General features: G+C 50.0%; 21 protein-coding genes. All 21 read right to left on the minus strand.

The window, feature by feature from the left end:
- Positions 1-189: 189 nt before the first annotated feature.
- Positions 190-723, minus strand: coding sequence for a hypothetical protein (locus DWZ61_RS10915; protein ID WP_243026392.1), 534 nt, complete (start codon positions 721-723; stop codon positions 190-192).
- Between the two features lie 8 nt (positions 724-731).
- Positions 732-854, minus strand: a complete 123-nt coding sequence (locus tag DWZ61_RS20395; RefSeq protein WP_279220501.1) for a hypothetical protein — start codon at positions 852-854, stop codon at positions 732-734.
- A 308-nt stretch (positions 855-1,162) separates the two neighbouring features.
- Positions 1,163-1,927 carry a methyltransferase domain-containing protein gene (locus DWZ61_RS10920; RefSeq protein WP_023924069.1) on the minus strand — a complete coding sequence of 255 codons (765 nt, stop codon included), beginning with the start codon at positions 1,925-1,927 and terminating at the stop codon, positions 1,163-1,165.
- A 240-nt stretch (positions 1,928-2,167) separates the two neighbouring features.
- A complete protein-coding gene (gene lysS, locus DWZ61_RS10925) occupies positions 2,168-4,114 on the minus strand; it encodes a lysine--tRNA ligase (protein ID WP_118538505.1) in 1,947 nt (648 codons plus the stop codon).
- A gap of 27 nt (positions 4,115-4,141) precedes the next feature.
- Complete coding sequence (gene greA / locus DWZ61_RS10930) at positions 4,142-4,630, minus strand: transcription elongation factor GreA (protein ID WP_117464710.1); 489 nt, start codon at positions 4,628-4,630, stop codon at positions 4,142-4,144.
- Between the two features lie 62 nt (positions 4,631-4,692).
- Complete coding sequence (locus DWZ61_RS10935) at positions 4,693-5,589, minus strand: hypothetical protein (protein ID WP_147354713.1); 897 nt, start codon at positions 5,587-5,589, stop codon at positions 4,693-4,695.
- 103 nt (positions 5,590-5,692) lie between these two features.
- Positions 5,693-6,667, minus strand: a complete 975-nt coding sequence (gene dusB, locus DWZ61_RS10940; RefSeq protein ID WP_118538509.1) for a tRNA dihydrouridine synthase DusB — start codon at positions 6,665-6,667, stop codon at positions 5,693-5,695.
- Complete coding sequence (locus DWZ61_RS10945; protein WP_118538511.1) at positions 6,664-8,250, minus strand: hypothetical protein; 1,587 nt, start codon at positions 8,248-8,250, stop codon at positions 6,664-6,666. The genes dusB and DWZ61_RS10945 overlap by 4 nt, the downstream gene beginning before the upstream one ends.
- Before the next feature lie 12 nt (positions 8,251-8,262).
- Positions 8,263-9,033 carry a type III pantothenate kinase gene (locus tag DWZ61_RS10950; protein WP_118538512.1) on the minus strand — a complete coding sequence of 257 codons (771 nt, stop codon included), beginning with the start codon at positions 9,031-9,033 and terminating at the stop codon, positions 8,263-8,265.
- Complete coding sequence (locus DWZ61_RS10955) at positions 9,030-9,392, minus strand: DUF6145 family protein (RefSeq protein WP_118538514.1); 363 nt, start codon at positions 9,390-9,392, stop codon at positions 9,030-9,032. The genes DWZ61_RS10950 and DWZ61_RS10955 overlap by 4 nt, the downstream gene beginning before the upstream one ends.
- 121 nt (positions 9,393-9,513) lie before the next feature.
- Positions 9,514-10,557, minus strand: coding sequence for a biotin--[acetyl-CoA-carboxylase] ligase (locus DWZ61_RS10960; RefSeq protein WP_347475433.1), 1,044 nt, complete (start codon positions 10,555-10,557; stop codon positions 9,514-9,516).
- The gene (argF, locus tag DWZ61_RS10965; RefSeq protein ID WP_022311895.1) at positions 10,554-11,537 is read right to left on the minus strand and encodes an ornithine carbamoyltransferase; all 984 of its coding nucleotides are present in this window, start codon (positions 11,535-11,537) and stop codon (positions 10,554-10,556) included. The genes DWZ61_RS10960 and argF overlap by 4 nt, the downstream gene beginning before the upstream one ends.
- Before the next feature lie 246 nt (positions 11,538-11,783).
- Positions 11,784-12,707, minus strand: coding sequence for an SPFH domain-containing protein (locus DWZ61_RS10970; RefSeq protein WP_022311896.1), 924 nt, complete (start codon positions 12,705-12,707; stop codon positions 11,784-11,786).
- Between the two features lie 81 nt (positions 12,708-12,788).
- Positions 12,789-13,268, minus strand: coding sequence for an NfeD family protein (locus DWZ61_RS10975; RefSeq protein ID WP_242993304.1), 480 nt, complete (start codon positions 13,266-13,268; stop codon positions 12,789-12,791).
- Between the two features lie 209 nt (positions 13,269-13,477).
- A complete protein-coding gene (locus DWZ61_RS10980) occupies positions 13,478-14,557 on the minus strand; it encodes a cell wall hydrolase (RefSeq protein WP_118538516.1) in 1,080 nt (359 codons plus the stop codon).
- A 307-nt stretch (positions 14,558-14,864) separates the two neighbouring features.
- Complete coding sequence (gene proC, locus DWZ61_RS10985) at positions 14,865-15,662, minus strand: pyrroline-5-carboxylate reductase (RefSeq protein ID WP_118538518.1); 798 nt, start codon at positions 15,660-15,662, stop codon at positions 14,865-14,867.
- A gap of 157 nt (positions 15,663-15,819) precedes the next feature.
- Positions 15,820-16,629 carry an RNA methyltransferase gene (locus DWZ61_RS10990; protein WP_118538520.1) on the minus strand — a complete coding sequence of 270 codons (810 nt, stop codon included), beginning with the start codon at positions 16,627-16,629 and terminating at the stop codon, positions 15,820-15,822.
- Between the two features lie 295 nt (positions 16,630-16,924).
- Positions 16,925-17,899: a 6-phosphofructokinase gene (gene pfkA / locus DWZ61_RS10995; RefSeq protein WP_118538522.1), complete on the minus strand. Its 975-nt coding sequence runs from the start codon at positions 17,897-17,899 to the stop codon at positions 16,925-16,927.
- Between the two features lie 55 nt (positions 17,900-17,954).
- Entirely contained in the window at positions 17,955-21,728 is a 3,774-nt protein-coding gene (locus DWZ61_RS11000; RefSeq protein ID WP_118538524.1) for a DNA polymerase III subunit alpha, read from the minus strand.
- A gap of 15 nt (positions 21,729-21,743) precedes the next feature.
- On the minus strand, positions 21,744-22,118 hold the full coding sequence (locus DWZ61_RS11005) for a hypothetical protein (RefSeq protein WP_117464718.1): 375 nt from the start codon (positions 22,116-22,118) through the stop codon (positions 21,744-21,746).
- Positions 22,119-22,148: 30 nt separating this feature from the next.
- The gene (gene rsmH, locus DWZ61_RS11010; protein WP_117464719.1) at positions 22,149-23,204 is read right to left on the minus strand and encodes a 16S rRNA (cytosine(1402)-N(4))-methyltransferase RsmH; all 1,056 of its coding nucleotides are present in this window, start codon (positions 23,202-23,204) and stop codon (positions 22,149-22,151) included.
- Positions 23,205-23,353 lie beyond the last annotated feature (149 nt).

Here is a 23,353-nt window from a genome sequence, read left to right on the forward strand (position 1 = left end):
CTGTTTGTAATCAACTTTCCCCCTCACACGGGAATTTCAAAAAACTATTGAGGCAATTATCATCTGAATTGATTTTCTCCATCCGTAACCTTGCCTGTTCCCTTTGTTCGTCACTTAACCTTCTCGGCTTACGATAACCACATAACAGGAAAAAGCAGATAGATTGCTACCTGCTCTTTCCATAAAACTTTATAAACTTGCTTCCTGACTCTTGGTCTTTGGTTTCTCCGGCATCTTCTGATCGGATATTTTCTGCTTCATCTCGGCAAGTTTCTCCTTGACGGATACCCGCCCTCTGGAACTGTCTGCTAACATCCGCTCCTTGCCATGCTCTGCGATACGCTCCGACATCAGAGAACTTGCAACAGGCTTTAACGGTTCATCAGCCACCGCCTGTATATCTTCCGCTCTGTCCTGCTCACCCTCCTGTGCCTGTGCGCTCTGCTCTCCGGTTTCATCCTCCGGCTCATCATCGCCCATATCCAGCACATTATCGCCCTTTTCGTCCATATTCAGAAGTGCATTTAACTCTGCAAGGCGCTCTAGCTTCTCCACCAGTTCCTGCTCCTGTGCAAAAGGTTTTGTGACTTCCACCTTTGCGGTTTCAAGCTGATGTTCCACGTTGGAAAGCTTCTGCTCCACATCTGCCATTTTCCCGGTCATTCCCTCTAACGCATTTGATAGTCTTTGCAGATTTCCAAACGGATCGGCTCCGATTTCCACCTCATGGCTCAGGCTTCCTTTTTGTCCGTATAGGTATGCTCACTATTTTCTACATCAAATCTGCGGTCATTGTGCTTTGCGTCATAGGTTCCATGCTTGCCTGACCGTCCATTGTGCCTAGTTGCTTTCATGCTAATCTTTCCTTTCTTTCCATAAAAAAAGACCAAGTAAATCTCTCTACTCAGTCTGTTTATCGTAACAATATTTAGTTCTTTTCCCGAAGGGAATTGCAACGAAGTTGCTTAATCTTGTGAAGCTTTGCTACAAGCAATACCCAGTACTTAGTGGCGAAACGCCACTAACTGGGCAATGGTTGCACCCTTGACCGGCTAAGGCGCTTCGCCCTTAACCCGAGCGGAGTCTTTCTCCTGCATCTTGCGTAAGGCTCTGCCTTTACAATCCGACAACCTGAAAGTTTCTTTTTCTTGATAAATGGGGATTAGTTTTCCTTTTTTCCAATCAGCAATAACCACCTATGGTCAAAGCATATTTGTCCCTCCTTGATATAGGGATTAAAACCTGTTTTATCTCCACCATTCAAATCGTATTCCATTTTATCAATAATATCTTTTTGAATATCCTCTGGTGTACTTGTCAAATCCATCCAACTTTGTAGATTTACAGGAACAAGTGTTGTTTCTTCAAGCTGAAGCTCAAAAGCATCCTCAAACAATGCTTCAAATTCTTCTCTGCTAAGTATTCTTGTATGTGAGTTATCACGCATCGTTTCAATAGCGTCATTAGTTTCACGCAATTCTTCTGTAGTCGCTACCATATCCCAAATAACAAGTTTTCCACCTTTTTTCAAAACTCGTTGCATCTCCCGAAAAGGCTTTTCAGGCTCAACAAAATGGTGCAATGAAAGTCTTGTAATCACAAGGTCAAATGTTTCATCTTCAAAAGGTAAGCATTCCGCATTCCCCGATACAAATGATATGTTCTGAATACCTTCTTGCTTTGCCAGTTTTTTTCCCTGCTCCAACATTGCTTCTGTCAAATCCAAACAAGTAATGTCCTTAACATAAGGAGCCACTGCTCTTCCACATATACAGGTTCCAGCAGCAACCTCCAATGCATGTTCATTGCCCTTTGCCTGAATACTACGAATCAAATAATCGGTATATTCTGCCTTAGACATATGATATGAAGCAAATTTCTCTGCTTGTGTACCAAATGATTTTTTCACTTCATTATAGTTATTCATAAACTTTTACCTCGCTGTAAACTTCAAAGTTTCTGTTCCTTACAAACTTCGATTTATCTTTTTCTTTCTGAAAATGGGCAATTCCGAACCGGAACTGCCCATATATTTTGAAAATTATGCGATTTTTAAGGCTCTGCACCGTTTCAAGCACCATTGGGTGTAAATTTGGTGTATTTGTGTATTTTCAGAGCTTTTTCTCAAATGAAGTACATCCCGTTTTATTGGGTAAAACGGTACTTCTTAGTACAGCTTTGCACCTGCCGGGATTCTATCATTTACCATCAGAAGGTTCAGTCCCTCGTGACCGTCTTCCTCGTGTACAGCTGAAATCAACATACCTTCGGAATCAATTCCCATCATCTTTCTCGGTGGCAGGTTCACGATAGCGATTGCTGTCTTTCCAACCAGTTCTTCCGGCTCGTAATACTCGTGAATACCGCTTAAAATCACACGGTCTTTGCGTTCTCCGTCATCTAATGTAAACTTCAGAAGCTTCTTTGACTTCGGTACTGCTTCACAAGCTAAAATCTTAACTGCACGGAAATCAGATTTTGCAAATGTATCGAAATCTACCATCTCTTCAAAGATTGGCTCAATCTTCACATTAGAGAAATCAATCTTTTCAGACTCAGTTTTTACATTTTTTTCAGGTGCTTCAGAAGCTGTATTATTTACATCATTTTTCTTATTTACACCATCTAAGGACTTCATCGTCGGGAAGAGCAGAACATCACGGATCGCAGGAGAGTTGGTCAGCAGCATTACCAGACGGTCGATACCGTAACCGATACCGCCGGTAGGAGGCATACCGATCTCCAGTGCGTTCATGAAATCTTCATCGGTCGTATTGGCTTCCTCATCGCCTGCTGCCAGGGCAGCTTCCTGCGCCTTGAAACGCTCTCTCTGGTCGATGGGATCATTTAATTCGGAATAAGCGTTACACATCTCACGTCCGTAGATGAACAGTTCGAAACGCTCTACGTAATCGGGCTTGTCCGGCTTTCTCTTGGTCAGAGGAGAGATCTCTACCGGATGATCCATGATGAATACGGGCTGGATCAGATGCTCTTCTACGAACTCTTCGAAGAACAGGTTCAGGATATCGCCCTTGGCATGACGCTCTTCGTAGTGTACACCCTTCTCGTCTGCCAGTTTCTTCGCAGCAGCGGTATCGGGAATCTGGTCGAAGTCAACGCCTGCGTATTTCTTGACAGCATCTACCATGGTCAGTCTCTCGAAAGGCTTGCCCAGGTCGATGGTCTCTTCTGCGTAAGGGATCACGGTGGTACCGCATACTTCCTGTGCCACATAGCGGAACATGTTCTCAGTCAGATCCATCATTCCGTAATAGTCGGTGTATGCCTGGTACAGCTCCATCAGTGTGAATTCCGGATTGTGTCTGGTGTCCAGACCTTCGTTACGGAATACACGGCCGATCTCGAAGACACGCTCCATGCCGCCGACGATCAGTCTCTTCAGGTACAGCTCCAAGGAGATACGCAGCTTCACGTCCTCATCCAGCGCATTGTAATGGGTCTCGAAAGGTCTTGCAGCTGCACCGCCGGCATTGGATACCAGCATGGGAGTCTCTACTTCCAGGAAACCCTGTCCGTCCAGATAACGGCGGATGGCACTGATAATTCTGGAACGCTTTACGAAAGTATCCTTAACGTCCTGATTCATGATCAGGTCGGTATAACGCTGACGATAACGGATATCGGTATTGGTCAGGCCGTGGAACTTCTCAGGCAGGATCTGTAAGCTCTTGGACAGCAGTGTTACCTTTGCCGCATGTATGGAGGTCTCGCCGGTCTTGGTCTTGAAGACTTCACCCTCGATACCTACGATATCGCCCACATCGTACTTCTTGAAATCCGCATAGGACTCTTCACCGATGCTGTCTCTAGCCACATATACCTGGATATTGCCGGGCAGATCCTGTACATTACAGAAGGATGCCTTACCCATGACACGTTTGGACATCACACGTCCGGCGATGCGGACGGTCTTGCCTTCCAGTTCCTCGAAATTGTTCTTGATATCGGTGCTGTGATGGGTCACATCATATTTGGTGATCTGAAAAGGATCCTTGCCTGCTTCCTGCAGGTTCGCCAGCTTCTCGCGCTTTACCTTCAACAGCTGGTGAATGTCCTGTTCCTGTACCTTTGTGTTCTGTGTATCTGCCACTTTTTTCCACTCCTTACTCTATCTTACTTAGTCAACATTACTTCTCTGGATCTCCAGAATCTTATATGCGAATACACCTGCGGGTGTCTCTACTTCTACGGTATCGCCGACCTTATGACCGATCAGTGCCTTACCTACGGGGCTTTCGTTGGAAATCTTACCCTTTAAGCTGTTGGCCTCGGTGGAACCTACGATCTTGTAATCCAGTTCTTCACTATACTCCACATCCAGAATCTTAACGATACATCCGATGTTGATCTTGTCCAGATCTACCTCATCCTCTACAACGACTTCTGCGTTCTTTAGGATCTTCTCCAGTTCTTCGATACGGGCTTCGATGTCTCTCTGCTCATCCTTCGCTGCATCGTACTCAGCGTTCTCGGACAGGTCTCCCTGCTCTCTTGCTTCCTTAATCTTCTGAGCAACTTCCTGACGTTTTACCACTTTCAGATCATGTAACTCATCCTCATATTTTCTGAGGCCTTCGTAGGTCAAAATGTTTTTCTTTTCCTGCATGATACCGCACCTTCCTGTTTTCTATATTTTGCGCTACCGACACTCCCGGCAACTATACTAGCCTAATCAACCGAGTTATTATACCCATTTTTACTGATGGTGTCAAGGTATTCCAAGGCTTTTCGCGGGTCTTTCCACTCTTTTTTCATGGAAAAATAACGGATCTGCGGACATCCGGACGCGACACGGCGTTCCTTTTCCTCCGATGCCGGAAAATCCAGCCAGATGCTGCCCGCTGCCAGCCCGCCGCCGTAGACCTTTTCATTGTCGCAAAAATCCAGTACCACGCAGGGTTTCGTCCCCTGCAGCCGCACTCGTCCGTAGTCCGCATTTTCCGCAAGCAGCCGGATCTCCGGGATCAGACCGTACTCATCCTCCAGTTCCCCGGTCAGCCACTCTTCCTCCTCCCGGTATTCTCTTTCCGTAAGATACCATTTCATGCTCTGCAATCTGGCAGCATAGCGGAGCACGACATAAGGCAGATACGGATTTCTCCCCAGCAGGACCAGATCCGGCCACGCCGGATAGCCGCCCGGTCTCTCCCCGTAGCGCAACAGATGTTCGATCCACTCCTGTTGCAGATAATCCCGGAATTCCCTTCCGAAATAAAAAGAAAGAGGCTCACGGCACACCACATAGGTGTGATCCGGATCCTCTGTCAGTTCCTGTAATTGTTCCCGGAGCTTTAGCTCCGTGAGCTTTAGCTCCGTGAGTGCCAGCTCCGCCTGTTTTTCTTCCATACCTTCCGTTCTGGCTACCGACACTCTGACCAGATGATAGTCCGGGAAAAAATATTCCGTCCGGCTCACAGTCACCACAGGGCGCCGGTCTTCTCCCTTTTTCCACAGGAAGGGCAAAAATTTCTTCAGTTTTCCCCGGCGCAGTTCCGCTTTTTCCTCCGGCGGTGTTCCGCACATCGCTGTCCGTCGCGCCGGATAGAGATACAAAATAGTGTCCATGCTTCATTGTATGCAGTCATCCCAATTATATGCACCACACCGCGCACAACATCATATCATGCAAGGTCTGCCTCATAATGCATTGCTGTATCCAAAATCCGCACTACACTTCGTCCGGAAAGATTTCCTGCACTCCCCGGATCAGTTCGTCCATTTTCTCCATGGTATTGATGGTCTGGCGGAAATGAGCGGAATGGGGCATTCCCACCGTATACCAGGACAGGTGCTTGCGCATCTCCCGGACACCGGTGTATTCTCCCTTGTATTCCAGCTGCAATGCCGCATGGCGCAGGATCATTTCCCGCTTCTCCCGGTTCGTGGGTCTTGCCGGGATCGTGCCGTTTTCCAGATAGGATACCACCTCCCGGAAAATCCAGGGATTTCCTTCTGCCGCCCGGCCGATCATGACACCATCGCAGCCGGTCTGTTCCAGAATGGCTTTTGCTTTTTCCGGGCTGTCCACATCCCCGTTGCCGATCACTGGAATCTTCACTGCATCCTTCACCTGTGCGATGATATCCCAGTCTGCCTGTCCGCTGTAGTACTGGGCTCTCGTCCGTCCGTGCACCGCCACTGCCGCCACACCGCAGGCTTCCGCAATCTTTGCGATCTCCACGGCATTGACATGGTCATCGTCGAAGCCTTTTCGGATCTTCACTGTCACCGGCTTATCGATGGCTTTTACCAGTGCGGTCAGAATCTGCTCCACCAGCTTCGGATCCTTCATCAGCGCGGAGCCTTCGCCGTTGTTCACGACCTTCGGCACCGGGCAGCCCATATTCAGATCCAGTATGGAAAAAGGACGTTCCTCGATCCGTTTTGCCATCTCCGCAAGGATCTGGGGATCTGAGCCGAACAGCTGCAGGGAAGCCGGCACTTCCTCGGGATGGATCTCCATGAGACTGTCCGTATTTTTATTGTTATAATATATGGCTTTGGCACTGACCATTTCCATGCACACCAGCGCCGCTCCCATCTCCCTGCAAAGCAGGCGGAACGGCAGGTCGGATACTCCCGCCATGGGTGCCAGGATCACCGGGTTGTCCAGGGTCACATTACCAATCTGTAATTTTTTCATGCTGTCCTTCCTATTTCTTTTTGTTTCTGTTTCCTTTCCCTACTACTCGCAATACCGCCTGCGATCCTCCCGATGCCACCCGCCAGCAGGTGGCCGTAATACTCCATACTGCATGCCGCGCTGGGAAGGATCATGACGATATAGGGATACACATAACGGCTCTTGGCCTCCCAGAGGATCGTAATGAAAAAGCCGCCCAGAAAAATAATCCCCGGAAGTACCTGTACACCTTTCAGTTTTCCCAGCAGGATCCTCAAATAATATCCGAAAACCGCCAGATATACCATTCCCTGAAAACGGTTCAGGAATGCCAGTGCTCTTTCATTGGCCTGTCCGGTATAGAGGTCTTCCACCCAGCCTTGCGGCCGGTACTGGTATCTGGTCTGGTTAAAGCTGCAATAAGTAGGCTCGATCCACTGGATCAGCAGTTTCTCCTTGAGAAACGTAACGGCTGCCACGGGATCCTCCTGCCATTTTGCCAGACACTGCCTGATATCTCCTTTGGCCACTTCTGCTGCCTCTATGCTGTCATACCCGGCCTGCAGATAAGTGTCCAGATTATAATCATTGTAGGTTCCCGGCCCCTTCAGGGCGTCGGGATTCTCCTGCATTCCCATGGCAACCCACAGAACATACGGAGCACCGGAACCATATTCCCGGTCAAGCTGTCCTTCCGCCATGTGACAGAGAGTCGTTTTCCCCAGCAGCATGACTGCCAGCACCACGCAGAGCGCCGGCAGTCCCTGCCATTTTTTACTGCGAAGCAGCACCAGGATCTGCATGATGACCATGGCGATCCATACCACCAGCAATACATTTCTGGTCGCATACGCCAGTCCTATGAACAACGCGACGGCACTCCACAGCAGTCCCTTCTGCCACACCTTTCCCTCCGGCCGGTTGGCCATCAGGTAACACCAGATGGCACACAGGACGCTGCAGGTTCCGATACTCTCACCATAGATAAACAAAGCATAGCAATACACCGGCAGGAACAAAAGCTCCGCCACAAGATATAGCAGTTCCGCTGCCCGGCTTCCCGACAGTTCCCGCACGATCCTAAATCCCACATACAGCGTGATGCCTCCGCAGACCGCCTGTACCTGTTGGATCACGAGCCGTTCCGTGGAGCCTGCCACACGGAAGATTAAGGCGAAGATCTCCGCCAGTCCCAGCTGGAACGGATAGATACCATAGTAATCCTGTGCCAGCACCCATTCCGCATCACCGTCCGCCAGTGCCATAGCTGCTCTTTGCACATAATACTGGTCCGCAATGCTCTCCGCTCCGGCGGCCCTCGCAAGCCTTATCCCCAGAATCACTGCTGTCACAGCTCCCAGAACTGCCAGCAGATGCAGTGCCCACGCCGGGATCTTTTTCATCACTCCGGACAGAGCCCCGCATACCGCCACCAGCACTACGCCGACAAGAGCATTCCAGAGAATACTGTCTTTTTCATCCAGATAATATTCCGGTTCCACCAGCCTCTTCGTATATTTCCAGGAATAAAACAGCAGGAACAGCATTACTGCTGTTCCGATGGCTGCCATAATCTTTGTTGCTGCTTTTTCCAGCTTTATCATGTCATTCCCCTATCAACGTCTGTTCTTGTCGTAGATGATCCGCAGTCCATCCAAGGTCAGAGAACTGTCATAGATATCAATGCTGTCGGTCTCGTCCGCAATGGCACGGCCTAAGCCTCCGGTGGCCACGACCTTCAGCTCCGCAAGCCCGCTCTCTTCCTTTACCTTGCGGATAATGTATTCCGTCTGGCCGATCTGACCGTACATGAGTCCTGCCTGCATACTGGTAATGGTCTCCTGTGCCAGGATGGTCTTCGGCTTACGGATCTCAATATTCGGCAGCTTCGCCGTCTCTTTCCACAGAGCCTCCGAACTGATCCGGATACCGGGAGCCGTGATTCCTGCAGTAAAACGTCCGTCCTCCGTGATCAGATCATAGGTGGTCGCCGTACCGAAATCCAGTACCAGCACCGGTCCGCCGTATTTCACATAAGCTGCCACCGCATCCACGATACGGTCTGCACCGATGGCCCGGGGATCCTCGGTAGCGACCTTGATGCCGCTCTTCACACCGGGGCCCACGATCAGTGGTTTTGTCTTGAGATAACGGATGATGGAACTGGTCAGGGAATGCATCACATCCGGCACTACGCTGGCAATGATGGCTCCCTCGATGTCCGTCACTTCGATACCGTTATTTTTTAGCAGCTGGGTGATCATGATCCCGTATTCATCTGAGGTTCTGGGGGTCTTCGTCATGATCCGGAAGGTGGCTTCCATCTTTTTCCCCTGAAAGACACCCATGGTCATATTCGTGTTGCCTACATCAATGACAAAAATCATTCATCGTCCTCCTCATCCAGCAATGCGGATACATCTTCTTTTTTGATAAACACACGGTAATACAGACTCAGGGACTCGAAAAGCTCCTGTCTGCTCCTACGGATCTCAGAGATCAACAGTCCGGAAGAGATCTCATCATAATAGATGTCATCATCATCCGCATTGGTCTCCATGACCACATTTCCATCCTCTTCAAAGGCAATGGTAAAGACACCGCCCACTTCCTCGGTGAAGAGCACGCAGATCACATGCAGCTCCTGCTTGATGGAATCCGGAATCATCTTAAATTGTTCTTCGTTAAAATAATATTTCTTCTCATAGGCGTTGGCGCCGCAGAGTACGATCTTGTTCTCGTCCATAGTTCTATATCCTGTTCTGTCTCAATTCTGTCACGGACTATCTGTTCCGGTCTTTTTATTCCGGTCTTTCCATCCGGCTGTCCGTCCTGCCTTCTGCCATCCCGGAAAATGCTGTACATACCTAAACGTACCCATAAATGCCGCGGACCGATACTTCTCCGGCATAGACTTCCTCCACGGTGCCGTCCGGTCTCTCCACCAGAAGCTCTCCCTGGTCGTTGATGCCTCTGGCAATGCCACGGTATTCGCCCTTGGGATCCAGCACGCAGACTTCCCTATCCTGATTTACCAGAAGTTCCGCATAGGATGCCCGCAGGCCTTTCAGATCATGGGTCCGTAAAAAGATCTCATAATCTTCCTCGAAGGCTTCCATAATATCCGCAATCAGCTGACTGCGGGAAATGCGGAAGCCGCATTGTTCATCAATGGCTGCTGCCCGGTCCCGGATCTCCTCGGGAAATTCCTGCTTACGCACATTGATGCCCACACCGATGACGATGTGCTGGATATACCCCTGCTCCATGCTCATCTCCGTGAGAATGCCGCAGACTTTTTTCCCGTCCACCACAATGTCGTTGGGCCATTTGATCCCGACTTTGGCTGCTGCCTCTTCGCTGTCGCGGCGCAGTGTCTGCCGGATGCCCTTCGCCACCGCCAGTGCCATGACTAACGTCAGCATCGGTGCACAGTCCGATGAAAAATCCGGTTTTAACATCAGGGTGTAATAAATATTTGTCCCTGCGGGGCTCTCCCAGCTCCGGCCTCTTCTGCCGCGTCCGGCGCTCTGCATATCCGACACCACCAACAGGCCGCTCTTCGCGCCCTGTTCCGCTTCCAGTTTGGCACGGATATTGGTGGAATCGATACTGTCAAAAAACTGTAAAGGATGTGCCACCCATTTCGTCTTTAATCTGCTCTGGATATCCGCCTGGTTGTAGACTTCCTCCGTCTGATCCAGCAGACGGTAGCCGCGGTTCTGTACCGCTTCAATGACATAGCCTTCTTTTTTCAGTTGTCCGATGGCTTTCCATACCGCAGTTCTCGATACACCGAACTGCTCGCAGAGCTCCTGCCCGGAGACATAGGCCTCGCTTTCCGGTGCCCCTGCTGCCACCCGATCCTTCTTTTCCCGAAGAAGCTCTAAAATCTTTGCTTTCATACTCATAAAGTCGCCGCCATCACTGCCTTAATCGTATGCATACGGTTCTCAGCCTCTTCAAACACCAGAGACTGGCCGGATTCAAATACTTCATCGGTCACTTCCATCTCGGTGATGCCGAAACGCTCACCCATCTGGGCACCGATCTTGGTCTTCAGATCATGGAATGCAGGAAGACAGTGCATGAAAATGGCCTGCTCGCCGGCATTGTCCATGACTGCTTTATTCACCTGATAAGGAGACAGCTCCTTAATACGCTCGGTCCATACTTCGTCGGGCTCGCCCATGGATACCCACACGTCAGTGTAGATCACGTCCACATCCTTCGTGCCCGCCTTCACATCCTCGGTCAGGGTAATACTGCCGCCGGTCTGTGCCGCAATGGCCTCACACTCCGCTACCAGCTCCTTCGCCGGGAAATATTTTGCGGTGGTACATGCGGTAAAGTGCATGCCCATCTTCGCGCAGGCTACCATCAGAGAGTTACCCATGTTGTAACGTGCGTCTCCCATGTAAGTCATACGGATTCCCTTCAGATGTCCGAAATGTTCACGGATGGTCAGAAGGTCTGCCAGCATCTGGGTGGGATGGAATTCGTTGGTCAGGCCGTTCCATACGGGCACCTTGGAATATTTTGCCAGTTCCTCCACAATATCCTGTCCGAAGCCACGATATTCGATACCCTCGAACATGCCTGCCAGTACTCTGGCAGTATCGGCAATGCTTTCCTTTTTGCCGATCTGGGATCCGGTGGGATCCAGATAAGTCGTTCCCATTCCCAGATCATGGGCTGCCACTTCAAAAGCACATCTGGTACGGGTACTGGTCTTCTCAAAGATCAGCGCTACATTCTTGCCTCGGAGAGTATCTACGGGGATTCCTTTTTTCTTCTTATCCTTCAGGTCTGCCGCCAGATCCAGCAGATATTCGATCTCTTCCGGTGTAAAGTCCAGTAATTTCAAAAAATCGCGTCCCTTTAAATCCATAATACTCCTCTTTTCCGAAGCTTTCCGGCCTTGCGCCCGCAGCCTCTGTTTTCTGATTTTGTCCATTGATATCCCTGTTACAAACGTTGCCTGTAACAAGCTATATGTAATCAATATACTTCATTATTCTGTGTTTTTCAACCCCTCGCGTTTATCCCCCGTCATTGTTTTTTGTGAATCCGACATAAAAAAGCCACCCTCCTTATTTCCCGGAAAGTGGCTTTGGTTTATCGTTTTTTAGTTTACTTATTCTGCCTTTTTGCCTGCGGCTGCCTTGAAGGTCTCTGCCACGCTGGCAATGCCCTGCAGCTCTGCGGGCAGCAGGATGGTGGTGGCCTGGCCGTCAGCTACCTTTTCGAAAGCTTCCAGGCTCTTTAACTTCAGGACTGCTGCATCTGCGCCTGCTTCCTTCAGCATCTTGATACCGTCGGCATTTGCCTGCTGTACCTTGAGGATGGCTTCGGCTTCACCTTCTGCCTCGCGGATCATCTTCTCCTTCTCAGCTTCCGCACGAAGGATGGCTGCCTGCTTATCTGCTTCTGCACGAAGAATTGCGGACTCCTTGGCACCTTCTGCCTCCAGGATCTTAGCCTTCTTCTCACCTTCTGCACGGGTAACGGCTTCACGTCTCTCGCGCTCTGCCTTCATCTGCTTCTCCATGGCATTCTGGATCTCTGCGGGAGGGATGATGTTCTTCAGCTCCACACGGTTGACCTTGATACCCCAGGGATCGGTGGCGATATCCAGTGCCGCACGCATCTTGGTGTTGATGGTCTCACGGGAAGTCAGGGTCTGGTCCAGTTCCAGGTCACCGATGATATTACGCAGGGTGGTGGCGGTCAGATTCTCAATAGCCATCATGGGATTCTCTACACCGTAGGTGAACAGCTTGGGATCTGTGATCTGGTAAAAGACTACGGTATCGATCCGCATGGTTACGTTATCCTTGGTGATTACGGGCTGGGGTGGGAAATCCGCTACCTGCTCTTTTAAATTGACTTTTCTGGCTACCTTATCGATGAACGGGATCTTCAGATTGAATCCTACATTCCAGGTGGACTGATAAGCACCCAGACGTTCGATCACGTAGGCCTGTGCCTGAGGCACGATCTTGATACAGGATACACAGATCCATAATACTAAAACGACAATAATGATTAATGCTACCATTTTTCCTCCTTCTGCGTACATTCGTGTACGCTGCGTACCTCTGTACGCGCTTTTCCCTCATGTATCCGTGTTACACGATTCTTAATTCTGTGACTGCGGTACTTCCCCGATGACCTTCGTCATCTGCGGATCCACCTTGACGATCAGCTTGACACCACTGACTGCCACGATGTCTACCACCGTTCCGGGCTGTAGATTCAGTCCGTCTTTTTCGGTTCTGGCGCTCCACTCCTGGCCGCCCACCGTTACCTGTCCGATGCCCTGCAGATTGTCGATCTCACTGGTCACGATCGCCTGTCTGCCGATCATACTTTCCACATTCGTCCTTACGCGGTCTTTGTTGAAATATCTGACTGCGACAGGTCTGGTGAAAAATAACAGCAGCAGAGACACTGCAAAAAATAGCAGGATCTGCAACCAGATCGGTGCCTGCAATGCGGCGGCAATCACTGCCACAACGGCGCCTCCGGCGAACCAGATGCTCGTCAGTCCCAGAGTGGCGACCTCCACACCGATCGATACGATCAATACCACAAGCCACAAGGTTACCATTTCACTCATGTGATCACTCCTTTGGTTTTGTAGTTGTATCCAGTGTACTACAAATAGTCTTCTGTGACAACCTCTATTGGTGCACGATACAGGATTCTATTGTGCTCTTCTCATTCCTCATTCCATCCGGCGGATCGGCTCCTGCCTGTACGTTAAAAGACGGTACCCCTGTTCCGGGATACCGTCTCTGTTGTATGCGCTGTTCTTTTGTGTGCCACTTAGTAGAAGACGTGGTTACCGATGACCAGTCCGTCACGGCCATTGTTACGTCTGAAGTGGGTCATGTCTCCTACATTGGAGACACCGGAGATGGCTTCCTGGGCTGCCTGAACACAGCTTGCGGAGATCCTGCCGGATTCGTATACGGTATTTACCTTACCGTTCAGTGCTGGAGTAAACTGTCCGGAGGCATAGATAACACCGTGAATACTATTGGGATATGCTCCGCTTCTTACACGGTTCATAACTACGGACGCTACCGCCAGCTGGCCTTCGTAGCTTTCACAGCCTGCTTCACACTGTACCAGTGCGGCCAGCAGCTGCGTGGTATCCGCATCGGTGGTATATTCGCCGTAGTTGACGTGACGCTTTGCTTCACGCTCTGCGGCTTCTCTTGCCTTGATCTCCTCCAGTGTCTCACCGGAGTCGATCTGGAAATCTACAGTTACATATTCCGCAGCCACATAACCGTCTGCGCCTTCGTAGTCAATACAGACCCATTCCGGGTTGCTGTTGTCTACTACATCTGCGATGTCTCCCTTGGGAAGAAGTCCCAGGACACCGGCTTCCTGATCCGCTTCCGTTCTCACACGGAGGGTCTCCGTATTGATCTGTGCGATCATCCTGCCTACATCGTTGGCCAGTGCTCTGGCGTCATCTCCGAACAGGAGATATTCGTCCTTTGCCCAGCCGATCAGAGTGCCGGACTGGATCTTGGTCCAGCCGTCCTTACGCTCCAGGATGGTACCTCCACAGTCCTTGTAGAGTTTACCGACCTTGGATGCTTCCTCGCTGGCATCGCTTCTTACATTCACGGCATCCTTTACGTTCGCCATGACCAGACCGGAACTGATCTCTTCCTCTGCCGGGAAGGCCAGGTTCAGTTCCTTCACCGTAGCGTTGATCACCTCAGTGCTGTTCCTGGAACCGGGATCCAGGATGGATGCGATACCACCGTTCAGATCATTTACATAATTTTTTGTATTGCCCGCCTGTGCGGTCATGCTCATCTGCATGCTCAGGAAGAGAGAACAGAGCAGTCCTACGCATACAACCAGCATTCTTCTGCTTTTTGTCATCTTGATACACGCCTTTCCCACAGGAAGATTCCCCGATGGGTGTGATACCTGTGGATCTCACCAGTGAATAGTATATGCTGAAATTATTAAGATTTTCACCGGTTTGTTACAAAAATATTAAATTTGTTACGCGAGATATCATAACAGATGACAAAATTTTTGTCAAGTTTTGGGACTTTGGACGCTATTTAGCCATGACAGCTCGGCTTGCGCCATTCGCAAAGTTGCGTTATCACGCTTTTCGTCACTGCGTGACTACCTTTGCTCATGAACCGGCGCTCAACTCATGAACAGAGTCGAGCTGTCACTACATGCTTTTGGACTTCTCAATGCAGGCATCCATGGCATCCATGACAGCGGCGCGCATGCCTTTTTCCTCCAGTACCTTGACTGCCTGGATCGTGGTTCCACCGGGGGAGCACACCATGTCCTTCAGTTCTCCGGGATGTCTGCCGGTCTCCAGCACCATCCTGGCACTGCCAAGGACGGATTGTGACGCGAATTCATAAGCCTGTTTTCTGGGCATTCCGGCGGCTACTGCCTCGTCTGCCATGGCTTCAATGAACATGAACACATAGGCCGGGGAGCTACCGCTGACACCTACGACTACATCCATCAGCCGTTCCGGTACCACACTGGCAATGCCGAAGGAACGTAACAGTGCCAGTACCTGCTCCATGTCTTCCTCCGTGACGTTTTCTTCCGCACAGACACCGGTGCAGCCTTCCAGTACCAGTGCCGGAGTATTGGGCATGCAGCGGATCAGCTTCAATTCCGGTCTGCCGAAAGCCTCTTTCAGATAGTCCAGAGTTCTTCCTGCCGCAATGCTGACGATCAGGTTATCCTCTGCCACGACATCTTTGATCTGGTCGATCACCTCCGGGAAAAAGATGGGTTTCACTGCCAGGAACAGAATGTCTGCCTGTGCCGCTACGATTTTGTTATCCGTTGTTGTGTTAATATTAAATTTTGTTTTAACTTTTTCTACTGTTGTTTCTGTTCTGGCTGAACCAATGATGTCCTCCGGAGCTGCAATTCCTTTTTGCAACATTCCTCCGATCATGGCAGTGGCCATATTTCCCAGTCCGATAAATCCGATCTTCATGATATCTTTCCTCCTGTTCTGTCTTTCTTCTATTATTATGGTGTCGGGTGCTTTTGACCCCGACATCATAATTATTCAGAGCCATGTAAATATTATCGGCTGCGCATCGAATGCCTGGCATTTGATAATATCTATAAAGCAAATGGGTCCGGGATAGTTACAGTCTTGCGCTTCGCTGTCTGTGGGCCTCGTACATCAGAAGGGCCGCTGCAATGGAGGCATTCAGGGATTCCACCCTGCCCTCCATGGGGATCTTGAGATACTGTCCTGCCTGGTCGGAGATTTCCTTGGATAAGCCGTTTCCTTCGTTACCGATGAGGAACGCCGTAGGCTCCCGGAAAGAAAAGGAATCGTAGTATTCCTGTCCTTTCAAGTGTGCCGCATAGGTGTAGATACCTTTTGCATGCATCTGTTCCAGCACCAGTGCCAGATCCGGCACGTAGACAAAGGGTACCCGGAAAATAGACCCCATGGTGGCACGGATGGTCTTGGGATTAAAGATATCAACCGTCTGGTTGTTCATGATAACACCCGTTATCCCTGCTCCTTCTCCGGTACGGATCATGGTTCCCAGATTGCCCGGATCCTGCAGATTTTCCAGCATCAGAAATAAAGGATCCGGCTGTTCCAACAGCTGTGTCAGGTCATAGACCGGCTGTTCCAGCACTGTCAGAATGCCCTGGGGGGTCTGGGTATCCGCCATTTTGGCAAAGACTTCCGGGGATACGGTCTCGTAACCGGTCTGCTGCAATTTGTCCCAGAATGCTGTGTCTCCGTTCTGGGCATTCTGCCGGATCTTTTGCTCCAGTTCTTCCGTAAGGTAGACCTCCCGCACGTTTTTTACCGGAGCCTCCTCACACATTCTGATACCTTCTGCCAGAAATACGTGATCCTTGCGGCGCTCCTTTGCCTTGGTCTGCCACTGCACCACCTGTTTTACTTTTGCATTGTTGTTGCTTGTGATCATATCTGTCTGCTAACCGCTCCTAAACATCATAATAATATGGTTTCTCCGTTCTGCAAACTTTCGAAACCATAACAAACATGCGTAATCCGGGCTAATCACCCTACTTACTTATGTTTGTTTACTCCTCTCATAGAATGATCCCCTGCCTGCAAGCAGTCGGGATGCATTCTATGGATGAGTTTATTATAGTCAAAAAGGCGTTTCCACGCAATGGGAAACGCCTTTGTCTTCATATCCGTTTAGACACTCTTATTTATAAAAGTGCCTGCTTCGCAGTCTGAACTGTTAAATTAAATTAGATGGACAGCAGATGAGATACCTCGAACTGGTACTCATTGATGCCCTTCTGCATCTGCAAAGCCTCTTCGATATCGAAATCGATGAACTCACCATGCTGATAACCTACGACACGGTTGGTCTTGCCTTCCAGCATGATATCTACTGCGTAAGCACCCATGATAGATGCATAGTAACGATCCTTGGCAGTAGGGCTTCCGCCACGCTGCATGTAACCTAAGATCGTAGCACGGGTCTCAATACCGGTAGCAGCCTCGATACGCCGGGCCATGGAAGTGGAATGTCCGATTCCCTCGGCATTGATGATGATATGATGGGTCTTACCATGCTTACGGTTGGTAATGATATTATTGATAATATTCTGTTCGTTGTAATCGTACTTCTCGGGAAGCAGGATATCCTCGGCACCGTTGGCAATACCGCACCACAGAGCGATATAACCGGCATTTCTGCCCATTACCTCGATGATACTGCATCTCTCATGAGAGGAAGAAGTATCCTTAACCTTGTCGATTGCCTGCATTGCTGTGTTGACAGCAGTATCGAAACCGATTGTGTACTCGGTACATGCAATATCCAGGTCGATGGTTCCGGGAAGACCGATAGTATTAATACCAAGTCTGGACAGTGCCTGTGCACCACGGTAAGAACCGTCACCGCCGATGACAACGATACCGTCGATACCGTGCTTTCTGCAGATCTCAGCACCCTTCTTCTGTCCTTCCGCTTCCTTGAACTCCAGACAACGTGCGGTTCCTAAGATCGTACCACCGCGCTGAATGATATCGGATACGTCCTTGGCTTCCATATCTATGATCTCTTCATTCAAAAGACCCTGATAGCCTTTTTTGATTCCCCTAACCTTCAGTCCTCTTGCAATGGCTGTACGAACAACTGCACGAATAGCAGCGTTCATTCCCGGTGCATCACCGCCGCTGGTCAATACGCCGATCGTCTTAATCTCTTTTGCCATGACTGTTACCTCCTAAGTAAACGAACGAATAGTTTTCTCTTCTCGATTCCTTATTTTAATCTATTTTTGAGCGGTTTTCAATAGGTTTCGTTATAAATTTAACATTTTCTTTTCCGAACAGCACTGTAAGCTTTTCCATTAATGCCCCGTCAGCTTTTACCTGGAGATTTTGGGGCAGGATCTTAATATTTTTAATGTCCCGCAGATAGATCACCACATCGTCATCCCCGTCGGAATCCGCAATGGCCTGCAGCAGTTCCTGCTCTCTGGTCTTATAGGCCTCCATATTGGGGAACTGGATCCAGGCTCCCGCCGGCATGCCTTTTTTCTGAGGGGTTCCATTTGCCTGTGTACGCTGCCCGGACTGCATTTGTCCTGCTGCCTGACCGGTCTGTCCCACCGACATACTGCTGCTGTTCATACCGTCATTTTGGTATTGTCCGTAGCCGTTCCCGGCATTCCGGTATCCACCGGCACCGCCATTTCCACTTCCGTTTCCGTAGGATCCGCCGCGGCTGCTGCCGCCCCGGCCTCCGTAATTTCTGGGGAACAGGGGCTGGTTCGCCGCTCTCGCAGCCTGCGCATCCTCGAAACTGATAATCTGGTCGCAGATCAGCTTGCCGTCCTTGTCTTCTTCCAGGGATACTCTGCCCCGGATAAACACCTTCGCATCCTCCACAAGCAAGGTACTGTAGCGCTCGTACACCTGTGGAAATACCACGACTTCCACATTACCGATCAGATCCTCCACATTCAAAAATGCCATGATCTTGTCATTCTTAGTGTATTTTACTGTCTTGTCCGCGATCAATCCTCCGATGACTGCATTGGCCTGGTCCCTGACTAACTGCACCTCTCCGGTCTCTTCATCCAGGGCAAAATCCCCGGCAGTATTGCTGATGCAGTTCTGCCACAGCTCCTGATATTCCTCCAGGGGATGACCGCTGACGTAGACACCCAGCACCTCTTTTTCGAAGCCCAACAGCATCTCCTTATTGTATTCGCCCACATCCGGCATCCGGATATCGAATTCTTCCTTATCTTCTTCCCCTGCAATGTCAAACAGGGAGATCTGTCCGGCCAGATTGTTCTTTTTATCATGGGCAATATGGTCCGCGATCTGCACATAGACACTCATGAACTGTTTTCTCGTACCGCCCAGTCCGTCCATGGCTCCTGCTTTGATCAGGTTCTCAATAGCCCGCTTATTCATCTCTTTTTTATCGGACATGCGGGTAATAAAGTCCTTCAGATTCGTGAAAGGGCCTCTTTCCTTACGCTCCTGTACCAGGCTGTCAATGATGGGACGTCCCACACCCTTGATAGCTGTCAGGGCATAGCGGATCTTGCCGTCTGTCACAGAGAATCCGGCTTCTCCCGCATTTACATCCGGCGGCAGAATGGCGATATTCATGTTCCGGCAGTTCAAAATATACTCCGATACTTTTTTCGGGTTATCGATGACGGAAGTCATCAACGCCGCCATGAATTCTACGGGATAATAGTATTTCAAATACGCTGTCTGGTAAGCCACTACCGCATAACAGGCCGCATGGGACTTGTTGAACGCATATTTGGCAAAATCCATCATCATATCGTAGATCTGCCCTGCTGTCTGCTCGTCAATGCCGTTGGCAATACAGCCGGGGACATTTTCCTCCGGGTTGCCGTAGATGAAGTTGGCCCGCTCTTTTTCCATGACGGACTGTTTCTTCTTACTCATGGCACGGCGCACCAGATCGCTTCGTCCCAGTGTATAGCCCGCCAGATCACGAACGATCTGCATTACCTGTTCCTGATATACAATACAGCCGTAGGTGGGCTTTAAGATCGGCTCCAGCTGGGGACAGGCATAAGTTACCGCATCCGGATGATTTTTACCCTGAATGTATTTCGGAATAAAATCCATAGGACCCGGACGATACAGGGAAATACCAGCCACCACATCTTCCAGATTCTGGGGGCGCAGTTCCTTCATGAAGCTCTTCATCCCGGCACTTTCCAGCTGGAACACACCTTCCGTTCTGCCGGTGCCGATGGAAGCCAGTACTTTCGGATCGTTATAGTCAATGACATCCACATCAATGTGTCTGCCGGTGGTATTCTCGATGAATTTTACCGCATCATGGATCACAGTCAGTGTACGCAGTCCCAGGAAATCCATTTTCAGCAGTCCCAGTTCTTCCAATGTCGTCATGGTAAACTGGGTGACGATGGAACCGTCGGAGCCTCTGGACAGCGGCACGAATTCATCCGCCGCCTTCTGACAGATGACCACCCCCGCCGCGTGCATGGAGGTATGTCTGGGCAGTCCTTCCAGGCGCTTACACATATCGATCAGATGATGCACCTGCTCATCCTCCTGATAAAGCTTGCGGAATTCCGGATTCATTTCCAATGCCTTGTTCAAAGTAATATTCAGTTCGTTGGGTACCATCTTGGCAATGGAATCCACGAACGCATAGGGCAGATCCATAACACGTCCCACATCACGGATGACACCCTTGGCTGCCAGAGTACCGAACGTAACGATCTGCACCACCTTGTCGTTGCCGTATTTTCTGCCCACATAATCGATGACTTCCTGTCTCCGTTCGAAGCAGAAGTCCACATCAATATCGGGCATGGACACACGTTCCGGATTCAGGAAACGTTCAAACAGCAGATTATAATGAATGGGATCAATGTTGGTGATCTTCAGGCAATATGCCACGATACTTCCCGCAGCGGAACCTCGTCCCGGTCCCACTGGAATCCCGTGCTCTTTCGCATAGTTGATGAAATCCCATACGATCAGGAAATAGTCCACATATCCCATTCTGCGGATGACACCCAGCTCGTAATCCAGACGTTCCCGCAGGGTCTGTCCGGTCTCCCCGGCAGGCTGGTCACCGTCACCGTAACGCTCTGCCAGTCCGTCATCGCAGAGCTTATTCAGGTAGCTCCAGGAATCGTACCCCTCCGGCACATCGTATTTCGGCAGCTTCGTCACGCCAAACTCTATCTCCACATTACAACGGTCTGCAATCCTCTGGGTATTCTCCACGGCCTCCCATGCATAGGGGAACAGTCCCTTCATTTCCTCTTCGCTCTTGACGTAATACTGACCGCCCTCATAACGCATGCGATCCTCGTCCGCCAGCTTTTTGCCGGTCTGCAGACACAGCAGAATATCGTGGGGAATCGCATCCTCAGCATAGGTGTAATGCACATCGTTGGTGGTTACCAGCGGAATGTCCAGTTCTCTGCTCATCTGGAGCAGTTCCATATTCACGGTACGCTGCTCCGGGATACCGTGATCCTGCAGTTCCAGAAAATAATTGCCCTTGCCGAAGCAGGCCTCGTATTTGCGGGCTGCTTTTCTCGCTTCGTCCTTCATTCCCTTCAGAATAAACCGGGGCACTTCACCTGCAAGGCAGGCAGACAATGCGATAATTCCCTCGTGGAACTCCTGCAGCACTTCCATGTCCACACGGGGTTTATAATAATATCCTTCCGTAAAGCCACGGCTGACGATTTTCATCAGATTCGCATAACCGGTATTATTCTCTGCCAGCAGCACCAGATGATGATAGCGATCCTCTCCGCCGGTCAGTTCTTTGTCAAAACGGGAATTCGGCGCCACATACACCTCGCAGCCCAGGATTGGCTTGATGCCGGCTTCCCTCGCGGCACGGTAAAAATCGATTACACCGTACATGACACCATGGTCGGTAATTGCCGCACTGTTCATTCCCAGCTCTTTGACTCTGGCCACATACTCTTTGATCTTATTGGATCCATCCAGCAGCGAATATTCTGTATGAACATGAAGATGTGTAAATGCCATTTTGCCATTCCCTTTCTAGTGCAGTTCTTTTGCTCTTCTGACGCATTCCTCGTAGACCGGTCCCACCTGTTCTCTATGATAACCGGGGGCCAGCATTGCCGCAAAATGCAATGTCTCCAACGTCTCTTCCTGTGCCGGTGTCGGGTGTGACGGCACCACTACACGGGTACTCCATATTAACATACAGCCGGTATACTCCACCATGAAAAATATAGGCTCCATATTTTTCTCCATACGGCTGTTCAGTGTCAGTTTATCTTCGCCGGAGATTTCCTCCAGCTTTTTGATATGAGAAGGCTGTGGCTCTTCCACACTGCCGTCCGGCAGGATCACACACTCACAGGGTTCCATATCCTCCCTGTGTGCATTGATAAATTCCATAACAGTCATTCCCACACCTCCTTTGTTCCATCTGTCAGTCTATGCTTCTGCCCGGATTGCCCAGCGCATCTTCGTGGAACGGGCCCTGCCGTTCTGTACGCATTCTTCCGCAGAAGGGCGGATCACGTCTTTCGCATAATCGGCATAAATGCCGTTCCGGTAGCCTTCCTTCAATGCCTGCTTCACCAGCTTGTCTTCGCCGGAATGGAAAGTCAGGATAGCTACTCTTCCGCCGGGTTTCAAGGCTCCCGGCAGCTTTTCCATGAACTCATACAATACTTCAAATTCACGGTTCACATCAATACGCAGAGCCTGGAACGTCCTCTGACAGGTCTTCTTGATGGTATCTTTTTTCTCCTTTTCCGGGAGAAAATCCAGAGTCTTCTCAATGACTTCCCGCAGTTTCGTCGTGGTATCGATCCGATGTCCCTTACGTATCTCATCGGTAATGGCCCTCGCTAGCTCCTCGCAGTAGGGCTCGTCTGAATTCTCATAAAGCATTCCCGCCAGTTCTTCTCTTGTGATGGTATCCAGTCGTTCTGCCGCACTGATGCCCTGCTGTTGGTTCAGTCTGAGGTCTAACGGTCCGTCCACCTTGAAGGAAAAACCTCTGCTGGGGTTATCGATCTGCATGGAGGATACTCCCAGATCTGCCAGAATAAAATCAAATCCTCCGACCTCTTTTGCAATCTCATCTATAGTGCAGAAATTCTGTAATTTGATGGTCAGAATCTCTTCTCCGTAACCGGCCTCTGCCAGTCGTTTCTTCGTCTTGGCAGACTCCTCCGGATCTACGTCTGTGGCATAGATATGCCCACGCCCCTGCAGCTGATCCAACATGGCTTTCGTATGCCCACCGTAGCCCAGTGTTGCATCAAATCCGGTCTCTCCCGGCTGGATCTTCAGGAAATCCAGAATCTCCTTTACCATAATGGAGATATGCATGCCTGCGGGAGTGTTTCCCTTCTGAATCACATGGGCTATGGTATCCCCGTATTTTTCCGGCTGTAATTCTTTATATTTTTCCTCGAATTTTCTGGGATATTTTCCTTTATAACGCACCCGGCGCTTGTGGGGTGTCTGCTCCTGATCCATTCCTATGCTTACCTCATTTCATTATTTCATTCTCTGTGTCCGCAATTCTGTTTCCCTGTAATTATATCCCATTCCGGGCAGCCTTGTCCACTTCCTGTCAGAGAAAAAAAGCAGGCATCGTTGCCGATACCTGCTTTTCCAGCTGTACT

The organism is Clostridium sp. AF34-10BH (assembly GCF_003478095.1).
Lineage (GTDB): Bacteria > Bacillota > Clostridia > Lachnospirales > Lachnospiraceae > Acetatifactor > Acetatifactor acetigignens.

What these genes read in the sequence shown, in the direction of transcription:
- DWZ61_RS20395 (WP_279220501.1), bottom strand. Translation starts at nt 854, where the DNA reads ATGAAAGCAACTAGGCACAATGGACGGTCAGGCAAGCATGGAACCTAT.
- DWZ61_RS10920 (WP_023924069.1), bottom strand. Translation starts at nt 1,927, where the DNA reads ATGAATAACTATAATGAAGTGAAAAAATCATTTGGTACACAAGCAGAG.
- greA (WP_117464710.1), bottom strand. Translation starts at nt 4,630, where the DNA reads ATGCAGGAAAAGAAAAACATTTTGACCTACGAAGGCCTCAGAAAATAT.
- DWZ61_RS10935 (WP_147354713.1), bottom strand. Translation starts at nt 5,589, where the DNA reads ATGGACACTATTTTGTATCTCTATCCGGCGCGACGGACAGCGATGTGC.
- dusB (WP_118538509.1), bottom strand. Translation starts at nt 6,667, where the DNA reads ATGAAAAAATTACAGATTGGTAATGTGACCCTGGACAACCCGGTGATC.
- DWZ61_RS10945 (WP_118538511.1), bottom strand. Translation starts at nt 8,250, where the DNA reads ATGATAAAGCTGGAAAAAGCAGCAACAAAGATTATGGCAGCCATCGGA.
- DWZ61_RS10950 (WP_118538512.1), bottom strand. Translation starts at nt 9,033, where the DNA reads ATGATTTTTGTCATTGATGTAGGCAACACGAATATGACCATGGGTGTC.
- DWZ61_RS10955 (WP_118538514.1), bottom strand. Translation starts at nt 9,392, where the DNA reads ATGGACGAGAACAAGATCGTACTCTGCGGCGCCAACGCCTATGAGAAG.
- DWZ61_RS10960 (WP_347475433.1), bottom strand. Translation starts at nt 10,557, where the DNA reads ATGAGTATGAAAGCAAAGATTTTAGAGCTTCTTCGGGAAAAGAAGGAT.
- argF (WP_022311895.1), bottom strand. Translation starts at nt 11,537, where the DNA reads ATGGATTTAAAGGGACGCGATTTTTTGAAATTACTGGACTTTACACCG.
- DWZ61_RS10970 (WP_022311896.1), bottom strand. Translation starts at nt 12,707, where the DNA reads ATGGTAGCATTAATCATTATTGTCGTTTTAGTATTATGGATCTGTGTA.
- DWZ61_RS10975 (WP_242993304.1), bottom strand. Translation starts at nt 13,268, where the DNA reads ATGAGTGAAATGGTAACCTTGTGGCTTGTGGTATTGATCGTATCGATC.
- DWZ61_RS10980 (WP_118538516.1), bottom strand. Translation starts at nt 14,557, where the DNA reads ATGACAAAAAGCAGAAGAATGCTGGTTGTATGCGTAGGACTGCTCTGT.
- proC (WP_118538518.1), bottom strand. Translation starts at nt 15,662, where the DNA reads ATGAAGATCGGATTTATCGGACTGGGAAATATGGCCACTGCCATGATC.
- DWZ61_RS10990 (WP_118538520.1), bottom strand. Translation starts at nt 16,629, where the DNA reads ATGATCACAAGCAACAACAATGCAAAAGTAAAACAGGTGGTGCAGTGG.
- pfkA (WP_118538522.1), bottom strand. Translation starts at nt 17,899, where the DNA reads ATGGCAAAAGAGATTAAGACGATCGGCGTATTGACCAGCGGCGGTGAT.
- DWZ61_RS11000 (WP_118538524.1), bottom strand. Translation starts at nt 21,728, where the DNA reads ATGGCATTTACACATCTTCATGTTCATACAGAATATTCGCTGCTGGAT.
- DWZ61_RS11005 (WP_117464718.1), bottom strand. Translation starts at nt 22,118, where the DNA reads ATGACTGTTATGGAATTTATCAATGCACACAGGGAGGATATGGAACCC.
- rsmH (WP_117464719.1), bottom strand. Translation starts at nt 23,204, where the DNA reads ATGGATCAGGAGCAGACACCCCACAAGCGCCGGGTGCGTTATAAAGGA.